Annotated in this window: 17 protein-coding genes; 5 read left to right on the forward strand and 12 right to left on the reverse strand. The window is 68.6% G+C overall.

Annotated elements, in window-relative coordinates:
- Positions 1–16 precede the first annotated feature (16 nt).
- From D7Y04_RS30390 to D7Y04_RS30440, 11 genes are all read right to left on the reverse strand, one after another.
- On the reverse strand, positions 17–379 hold the full coding sequence (locus D7Y04_RS30390; protein WP_121761555.1) for a DUF3060 domain-containing protein: 363 nt from the start codon (positions 377–379) through the stop codon (positions 17–19).
- Between the two features lie 102 nt (positions 380–481).
- A complete protein-coding gene (locus tag D7Y04_RS30395) occupies positions 482–1,678 on the reverse strand; it encodes a C39 family peptidase (RefSeq protein WP_121761556.1) in 1,197 nt (398 codons plus the stop codon).
- Positions 1,679–1,891: 213 nt separating this feature from the next.
- Entirely contained in the window at positions 1,892–2,779 is an 888-nt protein-coding gene (locus D7Y04_RS46955) for a hypothetical protein (RefSeq protein WP_147454470.1), read from the reverse strand.
- Positions 2,780–2,814: 35 nt separating this feature from the next.
- The gene (locus D7Y04_RS30405) at positions 2,815–3,720 is read right to left on the reverse strand and encodes a peptidoglycan-binding protein (RefSeq protein ID WP_233601642.1); all 906 of its coding nucleotides are present in this window, start codon (positions 3,718–3,720) and stop codon (positions 2,815–2,817) included.
- Between the two features lie 81 nt (positions 3,721–3,801).
- Positions 3,802–4,437: a hypothetical protein gene (locus D7Y04_RS30410; protein ID WP_120594764.1), complete on the reverse strand. Its 636-nt coding sequence runs from the start codon at positions 4,435–4,437 to the stop codon at positions 3,802–3,804.
- Entirely contained in the window at positions 4,434–5,312 is an 879-nt protein-coding gene (locus D7Y04_RS30415; RefSeq protein ID WP_120576658.1) for a ribonuclease HII, read from the reverse strand. Before D7Y04_RS30415 ends, D7Y04_RS30410 begins: the two co-directional genes overlap by 4 nt.
- Positions 5,313–5,591: 279 nt before the next feature.
- On the reverse strand, positions 5,592–5,981 hold the full coding sequence (locus D7Y04_RS30420) for a carboxypeptidase-like regulatory domain-containing protein (protein WP_216669168.1): 390 nt from the start codon (positions 5,979–5,981) through the stop codon (positions 5,592–5,594).
- A gap of 67 nt (positions 5,982–6,048) precedes the next feature.
- On the reverse strand, positions 6,049–7,473 hold the full coding sequence (locus D7Y04_RS30425; RefSeq protein WP_147477221.1) for a tetratricopeptide repeat protein: 1,425 nt from the start codon (positions 7,471–7,473) through the stop codon (positions 6,049–6,051).
- Between the two features lie 13 nt (positions 7,474–7,486).
- Positions 7,487–9,259, reverse strand: a complete 1,773-nt coding sequence (locus tag D7Y04_RS30430) for a M61 family metallopeptidase (protein WP_121761560.1) — start codon at positions 9,257–9,259, stop codon at positions 7,487–7,489.
- Between the two features lie 36 nt (positions 9,260–9,295).
- A complete protein-coding gene (locus tag D7Y04_RS30435; protein ID WP_120600244.1) occupies positions 9,296–10,786 on the reverse strand; it encodes an RsmB/NOP family class I SAM-dependent RNA methyltransferase in 1,491 nt (496 codons plus the stop codon).
- Positions 10,787–10,996: 210 nt separating this feature from the next.
- The gene (locus tag D7Y04_RS30440) at positions 10,997–12,661 is read right to left on the reverse strand and encodes a metallophosphoesterase (RefSeq protein WP_121761561.1); all 1,665 of its coding nucleotides are present in this window, start codon (positions 12,659–12,661) and stop codon (positions 10,997–10,999) included.
- 207 nt (positions 12,662–12,868) lie between these two features.
- Here D7Y04_RS30440 and D7Y04_RS30445 point away from each other — a divergent pair, with 207 nt between their 5' ends.
- The 4 genes from D7Y04_RS30445 to D7Y04_RS30460 all read left to right on the forward strand — a co-directional run bounded on the left by D7Y04_RS30445 (position 12,869) and on the right by D7Y04_RS30460 (position 16,045).
- Positions 12,869–13,066, forward strand: a complete 198-nt coding sequence (locus tag D7Y04_RS30445) for a hypothetical protein (protein ID WP_121761562.1) — start codon at positions 12,869–12,871, stop codon at positions 13,064–13,066.
- A gap of 387 nt (positions 13,067–13,453) precedes the next feature.
- Entirely contained in the window at positions 13,454–13,870 is a 417-nt protein-coding gene (locus D7Y04_RS30450) for a hypothetical protein (RefSeq protein WP_233601643.1), read from the forward strand.
- Positions 13,871–14,193: 323 nt separating this feature from the next.
- Entirely contained in the window at positions 14,194–14,592 is a 399-nt protein-coding gene (locus tag D7Y04_RS30455) for an Imm1 family immunity protein (protein WP_121761564.1), read from the forward strand.
- 952 nt (positions 14,593–15,544) lie between these two features.
- The gene (locus D7Y04_RS30460; RefSeq protein WP_147477222.1) at positions 15,545–16,045 is read left to right on the forward strand and encodes a hypothetical protein; all 501 of its coding nucleotides are present in this window, start codon (positions 15,545–15,547) and stop codon (positions 16,043–16,045) included.
- 822 nt (positions 16,046–16,867) lie between these two features.
- On the opposite strand, the gene D7Y04_RS30470 is transcribed toward D7Y04_RS30460, so the two are convergent.
- Positions 16,868–17,824: a peptidyl-prolyl cis-trans isomerase gene (locus D7Y04_RS30470; RefSeq protein ID WP_121761566.1), complete on the reverse strand. Its 957-nt coding sequence runs from the start codon at positions 17,822–17,824 to the stop codon at positions 16,868–16,870.
- Positions 17,825–18,125: 301 nt separating this feature from the next.
- Between D7Y04_RS30470 and D7Y04_RS30475 the strand changes: the two genes are divergently transcribed.
- Positions 18,126–18,911: a peptidylprolyl isomerase gene (locus tag D7Y04_RS30475; RefSeq protein ID WP_147477223.1), complete on the forward strand. Its 786-nt coding sequence runs from the start codon at positions 18,126–18,128 to the stop codon at positions 18,909–18,911.
- The last annotated feature ends 28 nt before the right edge of the window (positions 18,912–18,939 follow it).

Raw genomic sequence — 18,939 nt, forward strand, 5'->3', positions numbered from 1 at the left:
GCGCGGGGGCCGACGACTACTTCTCCTGGGCGATCTTGTTGTCCACGCCGGTGCGGCTGATCTTCGGCTTCGACTTGCCGTGACCGCGCTTCCAGGTGACGGAGTTGGAGGTCCCCGTCACGGAGATGGCACCGGTGGCCTCTACCTTCACCTTGTTGTCGGTGCCGTTCACCTCGACGCTCTTGCACTCACCAGTCAGCGTCACGGTGTTGGCGTTGCCGGTGATCTCCACCGTGCTGCCCGGCGTACATGCGTGGGTCGCAGTCTCGTCGTTGCCGGTGATGTCGATATGGCCCGAGCCCTCCTGCGCGATGGCCGTCATCGGGCCGAAGGCACATGCCACCATCATGAACACCGCCGCGCCGAGCTTCCTGTTCATCCGTTTGTCCCCCGAGGAGAGGTGCGGGCCTGATGCCGCACGCCTCCCATCTACGTGACGGTCGACGGAAGATTCAATCCGGAGATGGACGGGTGGGCGCCCCTACGCCCCTGAACGGGGGCCGGGTGTCGGATCGTAGATGCCGATGGCGCCCGCGTTGCCGCGCATGAAGGCGTCCAGCTCCTCGGGCGTGACCTCGATGGGCGTGCGGACGTCGACCGCGGGGTCGCACACGATGAAGTTGCCCTCCGGCGTCACGCCCACCACCGCGACCAGGTGCTCCTGGGCACCGCCGCCTTGAGCCCAGGTGTCGCTCTTGAGCACCGGGTCGGCGTTCTCGGAGCCCTCCGGGGCCTGCGCGGGCGTCTCGACGAAGTTCCCGGAGATGACCACCGACATTCCGGAGTCGATGGCCTCCTTGATGCTCTCCGAGTTCGCGCCCACCTTCGCCCAGCTTCCGCGCGCGGCCGTCACCGCGTTCTTCACGTCCTGGAAGCCGGTGTATTGGGAGTTCTCCGTCGTCAGCGAGTACACCGTCTCTCCTGCGGCGTTGGTCGTCACGCCGTCGCTGCCTTTATCGCTCGCGGTATTGCCCCAGTAGCGCACCGCCTGCACATCCGCGCCGGCCGTGCCGTTGTGCGTGATGCCGGGGATGGAGGGGATGACGAGCCCCTCGTTGAGAAACGCCATGAGCGTGGCGGTGGGGCCGCAGTTGGCGTTCCTGCCATCGCCTCCCACCTGCGTCTCGGCGTCGAACTGGTTGACGTAGATGTCCTGATACGTGTCCGCGGCGTCCGACTGGTGGCGAGCGGCCCGATACTTCGCGACCTCGTCCGTGCTCATCTCACTGGTTTTCGCCGCGCGGACCCATCCCTGTCGTCCGCGGGCATCCTGGACGTAGACGAACTCCCCCTGGACCGCGGCGCTGTTGTCCGGCGGCGCGATGACCTTCAGCTTCGTTCCCGTCCCGTAGAGGACGCTCTGCCCGGATTCCGCGCTCGGCCCCGGACGCAGGTAGACGCCGTCAGACGATGAGACGTTCAGCCAGTCTCCCTCACCCAATTTTCCGTCTCCCTGCGCGTTCGGCGGCGTCAGGTCGACCGGCGGCCGCTGCACGACGACAGGCGGCGGATTCAGCACGACCCTTGGCGAGGTTCCGCGCTCGAACGAGGACACGGCGAAGTTCGCGACTGCCTTGGCGGCGGGCTGGAGCGGCGGCGCGACCGCCTTCTCCACGGCGGTGTTCGCGACGGTGCGCAGCACAGGCCCCAGGGCACGGCGGATTCCATCAGAAAACATGTGTCACTTCCCCCTCTACACGGCGAGACAGCACCATGCGGATGGGGTGATGAAAGCGTTCGGGGCACCGGCCGGCGAGTTAAATGGGATTAATTCGGATGCCGTCGAGCTGGAAGTCATCCCGGGGCGCGCCCGCTTCCGTGACGAAGCGGGCGCGCGGTCCGATTCCTCACGGCTCCCCCCTACGTGACGGGCGACGAAAGATTCAACCCGTCAGGGTGCGCAGCCTGGATCGGCTAGGTTCCAGGTGTGCTGGGAGTCCAGCGTCAGCTTCTGTTCCACCACGGGGCCGCTCATTCCTCGCGCGGTGAGGCGGAAGGTCTGCTCCGGCGCCGTGCCTGAGACCTCGGCGCGGTAGATGAAGCGACAGCCCGCGATCCACGTTTCATCGGGCACCGGCGCTCGGGAGCCATCGAGGCAGGGCTCCGGAAGGAAGCCCACCACGGCCGCGCTCTCCGAGTACCGGTCCTTCTCTCCGAAGTACGCCTTCTCGGCCGTGTAGAGCGCCTTCAGGTTGCTGGCGCCCTCGCACAGCGGGGCTGGCAGGGGCGTCCCCTCCGGCCTGCGCACGCCATGGCACTCCTCGAGGACGAGCTCCGAGGGCCACACGCGCACGAGCTTCCTGTCCGCGTACCCATGCGTCAGGGTGTACGTGAACCCTTCGGCGAGTCCGCCCACGCCCACCGCGCGCACGCTGAAGGTGCTGTCGTCGGGCGTCGAGCCAGCCACCGAGACCGCATAGCGGAAGTGGCACCCCGCGAGCCAGGTGGCGTCCGGCGCGGGCACGCGGCTGCCATCCGCGCACGCCGCCGGGGTGGGGAGTCGTGTGACGTCCGGGGTCCAGGCGTCCTTCTCCCCGAAGAACTCCTGCTGGCCCACCAACAGCCCCTTGAGGCCCAGGAGCGCCTCGCACCGCAGCCGCTCGCGCAGCTCCTGCTCGGTGGTGCTTTGCTCGGGTGGTGTGACCGGCGCGGGCGTGATGGCCTTGACCGGAGCCGGCGCGGACCGCGTGGGTGCGGGTGGCTTCTCCTGACGCTCACAACCGCCCAGCACGACCAGCGCCGGGACGAGACGGATGAACCGGAATGAGAGGCTTCGCATGCAGGACTCCTGGGGTTCGCATTTCCAGTCATCCATCATGGCGTTTTTCGCGCTCTCCTTGCCATGCCATGTTCAGAGAGCCCTTCCTCCGCGGGAGGGTCTCCGCGCGCCTTGTCCTCGAGGCTGAGCGTCATCCGCGCGCCCTTCACTCCCACGGGAGAGGTGAGCCAGATGAGGCGCGTCCCCGCCGGGTACCACTTCTTCTGGGCCGACGTCCGGATCTCATAGGGGCCGAATTCCGAGCCGTGGGAGATGAGCAGGGGATCCGCGCCGCCCTGGATGACCAACGACACATGCTTGCCCTGCCAGAGGCAGAGGTCCCCTGGCTGGACCTGGGACAACGGAATGTGAAGCATGTGGGCTTCGAGCGTGCCTGTGTACCCCGCTCCGCTGTAACGGTTGCCATTGGGGTCGGGAGCGCCCGCCCACTTGTAGCAAAGCGTCACGAAGCCCGAGCAGTCGATGTCGAGCGGCAGCTTGTGGCGCAGCCGGATGCCGTCGATCGGGCGTATCTGGGCGTAGTGGATCCGCTCCTGGTTGGCGGCCCCCCACAGCCCCTCCGCGACGATCTTCTCGCGGAGCCCTGCGCCACCCAGGGTCGCGCCCAATGCCTTGAACGCCGCGCGCGTCTTCGGGCCATAGATGCCAATGGCATCCACGCCATGCGCCTTCTGGAACTGCTTGAGCGAGCCTTCCGTCCGGGCACCGAATGTGCCAGGGCCCGTGTTCATCTGCGCCTGGGTCATGTGGCCCAGCTTCACCAGCGCGGTCTGGAGTTGTCTCACCCCCGTGCCACTCGAGCCGCGCTTCAGGTCCACCGCGGGCAGCGTGTAGCCCTTCAACGGGAGGCTCGCCCCCTTCGCTCGGCTATAGCCGGCAGGGGCCTTCCGTCGGCGGGCCTTGCCTGTCCATGCCTGGGATGTCTGTGTCTTCCTTCGCATGCGGCCTCCTGCCGGCAACATGCGAATCGGCTCGGGGAGGCGCCAGAAGCGGGAGCCTCCTTCCGAGGTGCGCCTTGCTTCCTAGCGCGCGCGCTGGAGATGAATCATGGCCTCGTCCAGCAGCGCGGCCACGCCCCGGCGCACCACGTGCACCACCTTGCGGTGGTGCGAGGACGCCAGGTGCGTGTAGTGGGTGGATACCTTGTGGTGCAGCTCCGTGGCGCCCCACACCAGCACCAGGTCCGCCCACTCCAGGTCGCTCTTCGCGCGGTCCGCCGTGCGGCGCTCCGTGCCGTCCACCATGCGCAGGGAGATGGGGCCGCTCAGCTTCGCCTCCAGCTCCTCACGCACCGCGGGCGAGCCACCCACCACCACCACGCGCTGCACGCCGCGCTGATGGCACATCTCCAGGAACGCCACCTCCGCGCGCCGGTTGGCGGAACCGCCGCACCGCGCGCAGTGGCTCCGGGGCTCGACACGCAAAGGCTCCCGGCCGCTCGCCGAGGCCACCTGGATGCAGCCGGGATCCGCGCACACCTGGAAGAAGCGCTCGGACAGCACCTCGGCCGCTCGCAGGAGCTTGGGCTCGCTCATCCGCGCCTTGCCCGGCCGCGTGAGGCCTGCCTCCTCCAACACGCCCCTCGCCCGCGCACGCGCGTCCATCAGCGTGACGCCTCGCTCCGCCAACCACCCGTCGATGTCCTTGTCCGCGCTCATCGCTTCGCCATCGGAGCAGGAGTAGCGGCGAACAGCTCGGATTGCATCGGGACGGGCCCGGAGGGCTGCGCCAGTCCGAGCGCCTCGCGCACCGGACCGAAGCTCCGGCGGTGGATGGGCAGCACGCCCAGGGCCTGGATGGCCTGCACATGCTGCGCGGTGGGGTAGCCCTTGTGCGCCGCCAGGCCGTAGCCGGGATATTGCGCGTCCAACTGGGCCATCAGCCGGTCGCGCGTCGTCTTCGCCAGCACGGACGCCGCCGCGATGCTCAACGACAGCGAGTCGCCCTTGATGATGCCGCGCTGCGGAGCCGGGCACTGGGGAATCGTGCGCGCGTCCACCAGCACGTAGTCGGGCGTCAGCCCCAACCCCTCCACCGCGCGCCGCATGGCCAGCAGACCCGCGTGGTAGATGTTGAGTTGATCAATCTCCTCCACCTCCGCCCGGCCCACCGCCCACGCCACCACGTCGCGCTTGAGGGCTTCCGCCAGGGCCTCGCGCTTGTCCGGGTCCAGGATCTTCTTCGAGTCGTCCAGCCCCTTGAGCTTGTAACCCCGGGGCAGGATGGCCGCCGCCGCGACGACGGGGCCCGCGAGGGGCGCCATGCCCGCCTCGTCCACGCCCGCGACCTTCAACAGGCCCTGCTCCCACAGCTCCGTCTCGAACTTCAGCAGGTGCCGCAGCCGCTGTCCCTCCGCCCGGTTCTTCTCCTGACGTGAGCGCAATTTGCGCGCGAGCGTCTGGGCACCCTGACGGGGGTCTGCCTCCAGCGCCTCCAGCAGACCCTGGGGGACGGGCTGCGCCTGGGTGACGAACCGCCCGGTCAGCTCGGTGACCGAGCATTCGAGCAGCGCCTGCACACTCTCTGCGGACATGGGGGACCTTCGGGATTGCCTACCCGGCGGGTAGCGCGGTTGCACGGCTTACTGGAGTGGGGGGACACCAGTGCCGCGACAACACGCCTGCTCGCACGCCGTCAGGCCAGACGGGCGTGCGGCGAGGCTGGAGGAGAGCCGGACCGACGCATTCGCGCGCATGCGGGTTTGACGCATGGCGTAAGTGGTACCGCGCACAGGTGGGTGTGCACAACCACCCCACGGCCTGAGGCGGCGGATTTTCCGCGCCCGCAGGCCCTCACTGGCGGGTCTTCCGGCTCAATCCTGGAGCTGGAGCGTCACCGTGTCGGGAACAGGCGTGCAGTGGCATTCGTCACAGGTCCACTCCACGCGCTCCGCATGCGTCACGTGCGAGCCCGCCGTGGCCACCACTCGGATGGGGCTGGGCGCGAGCGTTTCGTTGATGGCCGTGGTGACGCCCCGGTCATCCGTCACGCCGGTGATGCTGATGTTGCTCTCCAGGTTGGTGGCCGTCACGGAGGCGCCCTGGATGTACGCGCCGTCCGACGACATCACCTCCACGCGCAGCGACCGCGGCTCCGCGCAGGTGTCCTCGTGCCGGTTCGCGCTGGGGGCGTCATCACAGCCCATCATCAGCACGCCCACGAGGAGCCCCAACCCGCCATACGTCTTCAAACGCTTTCCCATCCCCACGCCCCCAACCCGTCCCATGCAGGGAATCTGGTACCGGGGGACGGGTGCTGCAATGCGTGTGTCAGGCGGCGGGCGGCAGCCGCGCATGGGAAAAACGTGCGGCCTCCGTGTCCGGATAACGATGCACGATGTAGCGGTAGATCTCCTCCGCGCGCACCGTGTTTCCCAACTTCTCCCCCTGCACGCGCGCCAACAGCACCAGCGCGCGGGGCGCGGTGGGTTCATCCGGCGCCGTGTCCGCCGCGGCTTCCAAAGCTTTGACCGACAGTGGGAAATCTCCTTCCACTGCCGCGGCCTGTCCGATGAACAGATGGTGTGACGGCAAAAGCTTCAGGCGGGGCAGAACGTGAAGCGCGCCATACAGCGCCAGCGCCTTCGTCACGTCGCGCGCCGCCACCGCCGCGCCCAGCTCGGCCACCTTCGCTTCGACTCCGGCGTCGGCGGGGCCCGGGGCTTCGAGCACCGGGGACTCGAGAAGGGACACGGGCACGCGCTGGGGCGCGGTGTCGCCCAGCGCGGGCTCCAGCAGGTCGCGCGCGGGCAGATAGCCCAGCGCGTCCCCGTGCACGTACAGCACGAGCCCCAGCAGGCTCGCGGCGGCGAAGGGCGCCAGGCACGTGAGCGCCTCCGCGAGCCACGTGGAGACGAAGGGCACGGGCAGGTAGAACGCCCAGGCCGCGCCCCAGTGCATCACGGCGTGGGCGCACGCCAGCAGCACGAACACGCCCGTCATCAGCCCCGCGTCGGGCCCCACCGCCCGCAGGCATCCGAGAGTGCGCAAGGGATTCAAGGCGGTGAACACCGACTGCGAGGTGGCGGCCAGCAGCAGCGCCCACGGCAGCCACAGGAGCCCCAGGCCGGCGAGCCCCCAGAAGAAGGGGTCCGCCCACACCACGGGCTGCCCCAGGGCCTGCAGCGGGAGCATGATCCGCCCGACGGTCTCGTACCCGGACACGGAGGGCAGCAGGTGCCAGGCGCGAGCGAGCGCGGGCGCGAAGACGCCCACGGTGACGCCCAGGCCGCGCAGGCCCGGCACGATGTTGTCCTGGACGATGCTGGTGAAGCCGGGGCCCTCGGGATCCGCGTCGCCCCGGGCCGCGCCGCGCACGAGCGCGAAGAAGGCGGACCAGAAGACGCCCAGCCCGAGCGCCATGGGCAGCACCACGAGGATGCGCACGCCCATCCCGAGCGAACGCAGTACGGCCAGCATCAGGCTGACGGCCAGGAGCGTCTGCAGGCCCGGAACGGTGAAGGGAAATCGCAGGGCGTCAGGCACGCGGGTCCAGAGGGCCCGCTGGGAGCGGTGGCGCAGGAGCACGTTCGCCGTGCCCTCGCACCGGACGCAGACGGTGTACTCCACCGTGCCCGTGCGCCGGGTCTCCACGCACGCGGGGCACAGCAATGCCTCGCAGTGCTCGCAACGCCAGCCAGCGGCGGCGTCCGGGTGTCTCGCGCAGGGGGAAGGGGCAGGGAGGGAAGGGGCCATGCGGCCCGAAAGCCTACGCCGGGCCGGGAGTCTCGTCCCAGGGGGACCCCAACCACGCCTGGAACGCGGCCTTCTGCGCGTCCGTGGGGCGCTCCACGCGCTGCAGCCACGCGGCGTCCGCGGGCTTCTGGCCCAGGACGACGGGCACCTCCATCAGGCGGTCGCGGCGGAACAGCGTCACCCGCACGGTGTCGCCGGGGCGCTTGTCCTCGCAGCGGGCGATGAGCCCCGCGCCGTCCACGCGCCAGCCGTCCAGCGCCACCACGTCGTCCTCCGGGTACAGGCCCGCGTCCAGCGCGGGCGTGCCCTCCGGGACGGTGGCCAGCGTCGAGGAGCCGCGCAAGGTGACGCCCAGCCAGCCCTTGGGCCGGGACTCGCCCTTGAGGCGCGGCGGCGTGCCGCCCTTGTCGTTGGGAGCCTCCCGCAGGCGGAAGGACACCTCCAGCCCCACGTGCGCGAAGACGCCGTAGTCCAGGTCCTCCGTGGAGCGCACCGCCTGGTCGAAGAAGGGCGTCAGGTCCACGCCCGCCACCTCGCTCGCGGCCTGCTCCACGCCGTCCTCGGGGACGCCGGAGCCGTCGCCATGGCGTTGCCACAGCAACCGCATGACGTCATCCAGGCACTTCGCGTCGCTGGTGGCGCGGCGCAGCTCCAGGTCCAGCATCGCGCACACCACCTCTCCCTTCAGGTAGTAGGAGATGGCGCTGTTGGTGGAGTGCTCGTCCGGGCGGTAGTGCTTCACCCAGCTGACGAGCGACGCCTCCGTGAGCGACTGCACGCGGCGGCCCGGAGTGGAGTGCAGCAGGGAAAAGGTCTCCCCCAGCCGGGCCAGGTAGCGCGTGGGGGACATCAGGCCCGCGCGGCGCACGAAGAGGTTGTCGTAGTAGGCGGTGCCGCCCTCGAAGGCCCACAGCAGCGTGGTGTAGTTCTCCTGCGAGTAGTCGAACGGCACCAGCGCGCGAGGCTTCACCCGCTTGATGTTCCACAGGTGGAAGTACTCGTGCGCCACCAGCGTGAGGAAATCCTCCCAGCCCCGGAGCGAGGACAGGCCCGTGCGCGGGAAGAGCAGCGCGGTGGAGGCCTGATGCTCCAGCCCGCCGCGGCCCTTGTCGGTGAGGTAGACGAGGAACAGGTAGCGCTTGAGCGGCAGGCCTTCGTACATGCGCGCCTGGGCCTCGCAGATGCGCTGCATGTCCGCGCACAGCCGGTCCGCGTCCGGCACGCTGTCGCCCCACACCACCACTTCGTGCGGCACGCCCGCGGCGGTGAAGGTGAGCGGCGTGTGCGGGCCCACCTCGAAGGGGCTGTCCACGAGCGCGTCGTAGTCCGGCGCGTGGAAGGTGGCCCCTTCCGAGTCCAGCGCGCAGAACGTGCGCCAGCCCTCCGGCGCGTCCACGGTGACGTGGTGGGGCAGGGTGCGCGTGGCTTCCGTGTAGAGGAAGACGGTGGCGCCGTTGAAGTAGGCGTGGCTGCCGTCCAGGTGGCTGGTGCGCACGGACAGCTCGTTCGCGTAGACGCGGTAGCGCAGGGTGACGGCCTGCCCTCGCGCGTCCACGCGCCACGTGCGCTTGTCCACGCGGCGCACCGGCAGGGGCTGGCCGTCCGGGCCCTGCGCGGTGACGTCCTGCACCTGGCGGGCGTACTCGCGCACCAGGTAGCTGCCCGGCGTCCACACCGGCATCACCGCGTCGAGGAAGTCCGTCCCGGCGGGGAAGCTCGCCTCCACTTCGAACAGGTGCGCATGCGGGCGGGGCATGGCGACGCGGTAGTGGACGACGAGCGACATGGACGGAGGGCCTTTCTTCCTGGGGGGACGGCGGGGTTACTTCGCCTTGACGAGCACGGCGCCGAAGAAGCCGTCGGTGCCGTGGGTGTGCGGGGCCAGCCGCAAGAAGGGGCCGGGCCCCAGCTTCGCGCCCAGCTCCGCGCCCAACACCTCCGCCACGGGGCGCACGCTGAAGTCGGGGTGCTTGGACAGGAAGTCCTCCACCACGTTCTCGTTCTCCTCACGCAGCACGCTGCACGTGCCGTAGATGAGCCGGCCGCCGGGCTTCACCAGCATGGCGAAGCGCGCGAGCAGGGCCTTCTGCCGGCCCACGTGCATCTCCAGGTCTTCCGGAGTGAGGCGGTAGCGGGCGTCCGGCTTGCGGCGGAAGGTGCCGGAGCCGCTGCACGGCGCGTCCACCAGCACCCGGTCCGCCAGGCCCTTCAGCGGCGTGAGCGCGGCGTCCGCGTCCGGGCCCTCGTGGGGGATGATCTGCGTGCGCACGTTGTGCACACCGGCGCGGCGCGCGCGCTTGCGCAGGTCCTCCATGCGGCCTTCGTCCACGTCCAGCGCGTGCAGGTCGCCGCGGTTCTTCATCTGCGCGGCCAGCTGCAACGTCTTGCCGCCCGCGCCCGCGCACGCGTCCACCACTCGGGTGGGCGGCGCGTCCACGAGCATGCCCAACAGCTGGCTGCCCTCGTCCTGGATCTCGAACCCCCCGTCCTTGAAGTCCTGGAGGGAGAAGAGGTTGAGCCGCGTCTCCATCACCAGGCCGAAGGGGGACAGCGCGGTGGGCTTGGTGGACTCCACGTCCTCCGCGGCCAGGCGCTCCTGGAGCTGGGCGCGGTCGCCCTTGAGCGTGTTGGCGCGGACGATGAGCGGGGCGCGCTCGTTCATGGCCTCGGCGGCGCGCGCGGCGTCCTTGCCGAAGACGGCCTTGAAGCGGTCCGCGAGGAAGTCCGGCAGCGACGCGGCGATGGGGAAGCGCTTCGCTTCCGGCAGGGCGTCCAGGTCTGCGGCGGCGTCCGGCAGGCGGTCGAGCACGGACACGTCCGGGCCGGTGAGCCCGCTGGAGCGCGCGACGTAGGTGGGGTCCTCGCCGTGGAGGATGCGGGACGCGGCGAGCCGCATGACGTCCTGGCGCGTGGCGTCCAGGGCGTCGAACTTCTTGTGAGACTTCTCCAGGAGGAAGTCCACGGTGCGCTGGCGGCGCAGGAGTGCGTAGACGCGCTCGGCCACGGCGCGGCGCTCGGTGGAGTACAGGGCCGTCTTGCGGCGCAGCACGAACTCCAGGGCGCGGTCGGACAGGCGGCCCTCGCGGCGCACGCCGCCGTAGGCCTCCAGACACGCCTGGAGGACCAGGTCCTCGCGCAGGGGGCGGTTGGGGTTGGGGCGCGCGCGTTCATGCTGGGCGCGGCTCATCTTCGGTTTGTCGGCGCGTCCACCGGCGTCCTTGCGCTTCTTCGGCGCGCCAGGGCGGGACGTGCGGGGCCCGCCGGACTTGGGGGGGCCGCCGCGGGAAGGTCCAGGCTTACGAGTCGTGGCCATGTCGCATGGGGCCTTTGCATCCCCGGGTAGCGTTGACAAGCGAGTAACGCAAAAGACGCCCCCGGAAGGCCCTGGAGGGACCGGCCGGAGGCGTCTGGGAGCCGCTGGGGGGCTGGGGCTTCGGACCTCCGTTGGGTCCGCCCCTCCCCGGCGGGGGCCGAAAACCTGTCCGACAGTCGGACAAGTTCGTGCGGTCCGCCTCCGGGGAGCTCAGCGGTTCCGGCGCCGGCGGCGCACGAGCCCGGCCACGAGGGCCGCGGCGGCGGGAATCAGGGCGGCGGACGGGCCGGCGGCGCAGCCACCGCCCCCGTTCGAGTCATCCCCCGGCGTGACGCCCGGCGTCGTGGGCGTGCCCGGAATCTCGGGGCGGGGGTCGGGGTCGGACGGCGTGGTGCCGGGGTCCTCACCCGTGCCGGGGTCGGTGCCAGGGTCGGTGGTGCCGTTGGACGTCACGGTGACCACGGTGGTGGCCGTCAGCGGGGCGGCGCCCTGGACGGTGGCCTTGGCCGTCACGGTGTAGGTGCCGGCCTGGGCGAAGACGTGCTGGACCTGGGGGCCTTCAGCGGTGGCGCCGTCGCCGAAGTCCCAGGTGACGGTGGCGCCGGACTGGGAGGCCGTCGCGGTGAACGAGGCCGTGTGGGGCGCGGCACCGCTGGCGGTGTTGACGGCGACGTTCAGCGTGCCCTGGGGCTGCTCGGGCTGCGCGGGGAGCGTCTTGGAGAGGGTGAACGAGTCCAGCGTGCCGCCGTCCGTCTTCACGAGCTTCGCGGTGAGGTTGCCCTCGACGACGTCCACGTCGAGGAAGCCGTGGGCCGCGTCGTCGCGGATGACGCTCCAGGAGGGGCGCGACGTGGCGAACGTGCGCAGGGTGGCGCCGCCGCCGCCGACGACGAGGTAGGGGATGCCCGTCTCGTTCTTGCTGGCCTCGGCGTCACCGAGCATGGGCTTGCTGCGCTCGTAGTCGTGGTCATGGCCGGTGAGGACCAGGTCCACGCCGTACTTCTCGAACAGGGGGCCGAACTGGCGGCGCATGGTGAGCTGCGAGCCGTGCTCGCCGCTGGACCAGGACGGGTGGTGGAAGAAGACGACCTTCCACGGCTGCGTGGTGGCGGCCAGGTCCTTCTCCACGAACGCCTTCTGCGCGGCGAGCGTGCACTTGCTCGCGGACGCCAGGCCCACGGCGCAGTTCGAGTCGATGGACACGAAGTGCACGTGTCCCCAGTCGAACGAGTAGTAGCGCTCCGAGCCCTCCGCGTTGTTGGTGGGCAGGTAGAGGTTGTCCAGGTAGGGCTGGCCCTCGTTGGTCACGTACTCGTGATTGCCGGGCGTGGCGAACATGGGCACCTGTGCGAGCAGGGCGGCCATGGGGGTGAAGAGGTTGGTCTGGAACTCGGTCTCGGTTCCGGACGCGTAGGCGTTGTCACCCAGGGCGACGAAGAGCTCCGGCTTGTTGGTGAGCATGGAGGCGGCGACCTTTTTCTGGTCGCTGCCACCGGTGCCGAAGTCGCCCACGGCGGCGAAGTGCACGCGCCGCGTGCCGGGCACGGGGGCGGTGCTGAACGTCTTCGCCGGGGTCGTCTCACCGCAGCCGTCCACGGAGTACGTATAGGAGGTGGCGGGCGACAGGCCGGTGAGGACCACGGCGTGGATCTTCGCGGTGGCCGAGGACTTCACCGTCTGGCTGGTGTTGCCCACGCCGTAGCGCACCTGGGCGCTGGAGCAGTTCGACGACAGCCGGAACGCCACGGTGGCGGTGTCGGGGCCCACCTTCTGAAGGTAGGGATCACGCGGCAGGGCGAGCGCGTCACCCGAGGCGAAGCCCCCCACGAAAAGGGCAGCCAGGGCGGCGAGCGAAAGAGACTTCGTCCGGTCCATGAATCCTCCGGCCCGAGACATTCGGGACGGGGGCCCAACCGTTCATCGCTCAACGATCATCCGAAAATCAGGCGTTCGGGAGTAGGCAGGGGAGCGGGCGCCCGGTGTGGCGGAAAGACAGACGAACAGGCCTGCGTCGCATGTTTCAGGGAAGGCGGAACGGGGCGGCGCCTTGCGGCGTCCGGAGGCTGCGTTACCCCTGAAGACATGACCGGAGTTCATTCCCAGACCCGTGAATACACCCTGCCTGCCGGGTGCCCCGTGTGCGAGTCGGACTTGCCGGTGCGGGTCACCGCGACCGGTCCGAACGCGGTCTGTACGCACTGCGGCTGGATGGGCCGCCCGTTCATCACCGTGACGCACGACGGCCTGCGCGTGTCGTACGACGACGCAGCGCGGGCCTGAGCTCCGCGTCCGCCTGTCGGACTTGCGAAGGGCGCAGGAAGTCCGCGCCAGACCCCTGGAGCGGTCCTTCCCGCGGCCCGACGTCACGTGTCCGTGTGGAGGGTGCGCCTGCACCCTTCGCGGCATGTCGCCGGGCGTGTATGGAGGTGGGAGGTGATGTCCCGAGCAGGGGTGCTCCCAATGCGACCGGTGTCCTTCCCTGTAGCGATTACCTATGAAGATGAAGACCGGGTCGTCACGTTCGCTTCGACCCGGGAAGAACTCCGGCCGCTTGGCGAGCCCGGCTTCATCGAGGAGGACTCGCTGTGCACAGCCGGAGGCCGGGAGTTTCACTGGGCCTTCGAATCGGAGGCGGGGCTTCGGTTCATGCTGCGCTGGAGTGAAGCGATGAAGTATTCGGTAGTCATCGCGGATCCTCCGGACCCGTCCGCGGTCGTCGCCGCGCTTCGCGCCCTGGGCGTGAACACCGAGTTCGTGACGCGGGAGCTGCCGGAGGACCGCCATCTCCGGCGCAGGATGGCGCGCAATTGTGTCTGGCTCTTCACGGGGGAGGGCGCCGTCCAGGTGACCGCGGTCTTCTCCCGGAAGGCCCTCGCGGACGCGTGGCTGGCGGAGAAGCACCTCTCCGGAGAGCTTGTCGCGTACCCGCTGGACACTTCTGTCTACGAAGCTGAAAGGCGCTGGGGGATACCGGAGGTGCCTCAACTGGGGCCTGAAGGCATCCAGCGTTTTGTCGGACGGGTGGCCGAGCGCTACGCATATCGGGACGGGAAGCCCGTGAATCCAGGCGTGCCATCCCCGTGAGCGAAGATGCCGCCGCCGTCCGGGTTGAGAGCCGTCGGGCATGACCACCTATGGGTATACGACCTGCTCCAGGTGCCGTGGCCAGGGGCGCCTGTTCATCATGCGGGAGCTCGAGAACGGCTCCCTCTACCTCCATTGCGAAGAGTGTGAGTGGGGCTGGCGGGATCCGGCCCAGAAGGAAAGGCGCTGCTGGGATGACGTCAGTTTCGCGCGTTCCTGTCATATGCGAGTGGCGGGGACTGCCATTGCCAGGGCACGGACTTGTTCGGGACCATCGAGTCAGCTCTCGTGTCGAAAAGGGAGTGTCAGTGTGCTGAGGACATATGCGAGTCATTTCGCTGTCGGTTGATGACTGGGCGGGAAATCGCCTCCGCGAAGAAGAGACGGACGCCCCGACCTGGGAGCAGGTTGAGCGCGCGTTTCGGTCGTTGGATTCCAGGCGGCACACCCTGTTGACGCTGGAGGCTGACGAAGAGGACCACGGCATGATTGTCGGTGGTGGCGGTGGACTGTATGTTGTGACAGTGCACCGTTACCCCGAGATATTCACGCTGACGTCAGCGGCGGCGGATGACGGCGAGGCGGTCCGTCTGACAACTGGGGGACAGGAAGGCATCTTCCCCAAAAGCCTGTGCGCAGGATCCGCGCAGGCTCTCCTGGCGATGCGTCGTTACTTCGAGACCTGCGAGCTGGAATCGTCCATGCGATGGATTGCGGAGTAGGCGGTGCAGCCGGCGTAAGGCGGGGCCCTCCGCTGCTTGACGTGTTGCTTGATGCGGTAGTACCCGGATGGGGTGTGCTGGGAGACGGCGTCATCAAAATCAGGACCGACGAAATTGCACGGGCTTGCTGGGATGGGTGGTCGCTATCGTATTGCGTAGATGTGGAGGATCGGGTCCGCGCTTACGGTGAACCGGAGCGGGTGATTGCTCGATACTTCAAGCCGTCGGGTCAGGGAGAGTTCCTGTTCAAGACCGCGCGCGACTTGTCGATTTGCTACGGAGAGAAGGGGATCGATCTTCGCCGAGCATTCAACAGGGAACGGGAGGCCTGGAACCAGGAGGCCGCAGGTCCCATGGGCTCAGTCGATTTCCGGTGCGCCCACCGGGTGCTTGGTCCGGACGCCGGTCGATAGGCGCACCGCTGGTAAAGGACGAACGCGTGCGAATCCCAGGTGTGGAATTCGAGTGCGGAGTGTGTGGCGCCTGGTCTGTCGATAATGAGGCGTGCTCCGCCTGTGGTGCCAAGATGCCTCCGGATGACTCTCTGAATGGGATCTTTGTTCCCGGGCTTGAGCACATGCCCGCGGAACAGCAGGATGCGGCCATCCGGCGAGCGGATGAGGCTCAGGAGCGATGGATTGAGCGCTTCCGCCATGAGCAGGAACTTCGTCAAACCGAGCCGGGCCATCCTGCTGATGATCGGACGCGTCCGTGGGCGCCTACGCATCGGGTCCGGGGAGACGACGCTACGAAGGAAATCCTCCTGATGGTCTTGCCCAATGGTCAATCCTTCACCCGGGAGAGCTGGGAGGTCTATCGCGCCAGCCCCATTCAGTGGTCGATGTACTTCAATTCACCCTGGGTGTTCTGGCGTGGCGTCTGGTACCTGCATGGAAACGCAATGCCAGCGGGGACTGTCGTCGAGCTTGGGCGTCACGGATGACGTCGTCGCGTGCTTCTCCAGCGCCTTCCAGAGGCAGAACGGAACTTTTCGGCGATGAGCAAGCACACTGAGGACCAGGACTCCATCCGGCTCGTGGCCTCTGAGTGGGTTGAGGGTCCACCTCGCTCCGACGTGTTGTCAGCGGCTGCTCAGATTGTGGACGATGGGGGCGGAGCGTCCCTGTTCGATGGGCTGAGGAAGCAGGTCGGGCTGCATGCAGAAGACTACGAACTCGTGCGACGCCTCATGCTGCTTCTCGAGGCTGCCATGGATGTGGAGCCGCGTGTCGCGGGATATTTGATGGCGAGGCTTTATCCCCTGGCGGGCCGGAAGTGTGCGCATGACGTGTACAACGCTATCGAACTGTGGATGGATGCCAGCGACTCGATGGCCTTGGCAGATGCCTTGATGGCACTGAGCGCGGAGCCGGTGCGGCCCATGCTTAAGAAGTGCTACCGGGAATGGGCTGAGGGGATAAAGAAGCGGGCGTCGCAAAGGCAGATGGAGTGAATCCGATGGGCATGCGGGTTGCGGACGTTTGGTCGTCGCGTGAGGTGTGGCTGCTCGCACTGTCTGACTTCCTGGGCGGAACGCTTCAGTTTGTCGAGGGCAGTGAGAGGCTCGGTAACGATGCTGCCGGCGCTACGCTCACGGAGGCCAGGTCGTCACCGTGTCCCGGGGTGATGGTTGAACGTGTCGTGGAACTGCAAGTGACCCAAGTGGAGAGTGGCGACGTCGAGGTGTGGGCCCTTGTTTTCTTCTTCGTTGATAAGAAGCGGGTGGCCCCGGCGGGGCAGTGCTTCTTGACCCTTCAATGGGAAAATGGATGCTGGCGCTCCCGGCGGTGGGAGGCGGATGTTCATGACGAGTGGACAGGACTTGAGGCCCTCGACTGAGAAGTTTGCCTTGAACGCGCTCAGCGTGGCGGCTCGGACCGAACCCTGGACTTGTCCTGAAGGCCTCCGCACCGCGGGCCCATGGTTTCAGGGGGAGATTCCGCCCATGTTCTTTGAGCGGCTCAAGCGGTGGTGGCTGGAGGGGGCGCTGGGCCTCCAATCGACCGGCTCACGCGCGCTTCACGGTTGCTGCCGGAAGAGGCGTTCCTGATCGAGGGACTGTACTACACCCGGTCCGATGTGGATCGGAGCGTGCGCCGCTTCCTGGTGAGTTCTGGGAGGAATTGCGCCAGGCGGCTGGGGAGTTGGGCTGCTCCGAACTCCTGGCGGATTATCTGCCCGGGGCTGTGGATGAGACGTGATTGACTGTGTTGATTTGGATTTGACGTGAGGGCGGCGGGCGTGGCCGCTTCGTGACCACGCTCCGCCTGGTCCGTCAGGGCGAGGGCTGCGTGACTCCCAGGCCGTCCTTGTCGACAGAGAGGCCGCCGAGCACCTGGTCGTCGACCTCCACCTTCGTCTTGCTCATCAGCCCGGCCACCAGGTCATCCATGGACTTCGCGCGCTTGTCCGCCATGAGGCGGCTCTCGATGCGCGGTTTCACCTGGTCCACCGTCTGGGAAAAGCCCGGCTGACGGGCCACCAGCTTCAGCAGATGCAGGCCGCGAGGGGAGGCCACCAGCCCCACCTCGCTCAGCGTCTGAAGTCCAAAGGCCGCGTCCGCCACCGGCTGGCCCCACCGCGCCGCCAGCTCCTCCCGCGTCAGCAACCCCAGGTCCCCGCCCGCGTCGCGCGATGCCGCGTCGTCCGAACGCTTCCGGACCTGCTCCCCGAATGCCGTCTTCACCGGCCCCGCCTCCTGCTTGCGCACGTCCGCCAGCAGCTTGTCGGCCTCCGCCTTCACCGCCCCCCGCTTCGGATCTCCCTCCGCAGAGGCCAGGAAGACCTGGCTGACTCGCACCTTCTCGGGCCGGGAGAACTCCGTCAGGTGCTCTTGATAATACTTGCGCACCTCCTCGTCGGTCGGAGGCGCCGGCACCGCGCTCGTGGCCTGCTTCTGGACCAGCCGTTGAACCAGCAGCTTTTCCACCGCGGCCTGGAACTCAGGGTCCTTGTCCAATCCCTGGCGTCTGGCTTCCTGCGCCAGCACCTCGAAACGCACCAGATTGTCGAGGAACTCCTTCTTCATCTCCAGCGAGCCGTAGCGAGCACGAATCAGGGGCGGCTGCTCCTCCATCCTGGCTCGGAATTCACTCACCGTGATGGCGCCCGCACCCACCCGGGCCACGACTGGGTCATTCGCGCTCCCCTCCTGGGACGTTCCTGAACCCTTGCATGCATTCAGCAGCAACAGGGCTGTTGTGGCCGTCGCAGCGATTTTGGCGATATTCATGAAATGCAAATCCTGACGGGAATTCCGGCGAGCCTGGGCCCCAACGCCCGGCTGCGAGTCGGAACGAACCTAACAAAGCCTCCGCGAGGAATTCAAACGCGTCAGGGGGCGCTGGTATTGCTGCTCAAACGCTAGATCGTGCACACTGCGCCAGTCTTCACCGCCTCAGAGGAATCCTTTGCAATCGCCTGTTCGTGCCCTTCACGGCGCGGTCCTGTTGTTCGCGCTGTGCTCCTGCGAGGGTCAACCCGGCGGTGTTCCGGCGTCCCCCGGGCCCAGGGCGCCGCTTCCTCCCGGCCTGGTGGCGCGTTTCGACGGCGGCGTCGTCACCCGGGAGGAGATGGACCGGGAGGCGCGACGGCTTCCTCCGGCCCTGCGTGAGCAGTTCGTGAGCGAGGCCGGTCAGCGGGAGTTCGCCTGGTCGCTCGTGGACAAGCGCCTGCTGGTGGAGGAGGCGAGGCGCCGGGGGCTTTCCAGCCGGGAGGACATCGCCCGGCAGGTGCGCGAGTTGGAGGAGCGGCTCGTCGTGCAGGAACTCCTGGCGGAGGAGACGAAGGCCGCTGGGACTCCAGGTGAGCAGGAATTGCGCGCCTGGTACGAGGCGAACCGGGACGTGTTCGCGCAGCCGGAGCGGCTCCACCTGGGGCGCGTGCTCGCCCGCTTCGAAAACCCGGGCAACGCGGCGGACCGGGCCCGGGCTCGCGGCCGCGCGGAGCAGTTCGCGCGGCGGCTCCAGGCGAAGGAACCGCTCTCCCAGGTGCAGTCCAGCGGGGATGGGCCCGAGCGCGCGCGCAACGGCGACCTGGGCCTGTTCGCGCGTGGGGAGCTGCCGGACCGCCGGATGGAGGAGGCCGCGTTCGCGCTCCAGACGCCGGGACAGGTCTCTCCGGTGGTGGAGACGGCGGAGGGGTTCGCGGTGCTGCAGTTGCTGGAACGGCGTCCCGCGCGGACGCCGCCGTTCGAGGAAGTGCGAGCGGAGGTCGAGGGGCGGGTGGCGCCGGTGCGTCAGCGCAAGGTGTTCGATGCGCTGCGCGCGCGGCTGCGGAGTGGTTCGGATGTGCAGGTCGAGGTCACGGCGCGTCCCTGACGTGCCGGCGGGAGAGGGGGAAGTACCC

Origin of the sequence: Corallococcus sp. AB038B, assembly GCF_003668955.1 — a bacterium.
GTDB classification, from domain to species: Bacteria; Myxococcota; Myxococcia; order Myxococcales; family Myxococcaceae; genus Corallococcus; species Corallococcus exiguus.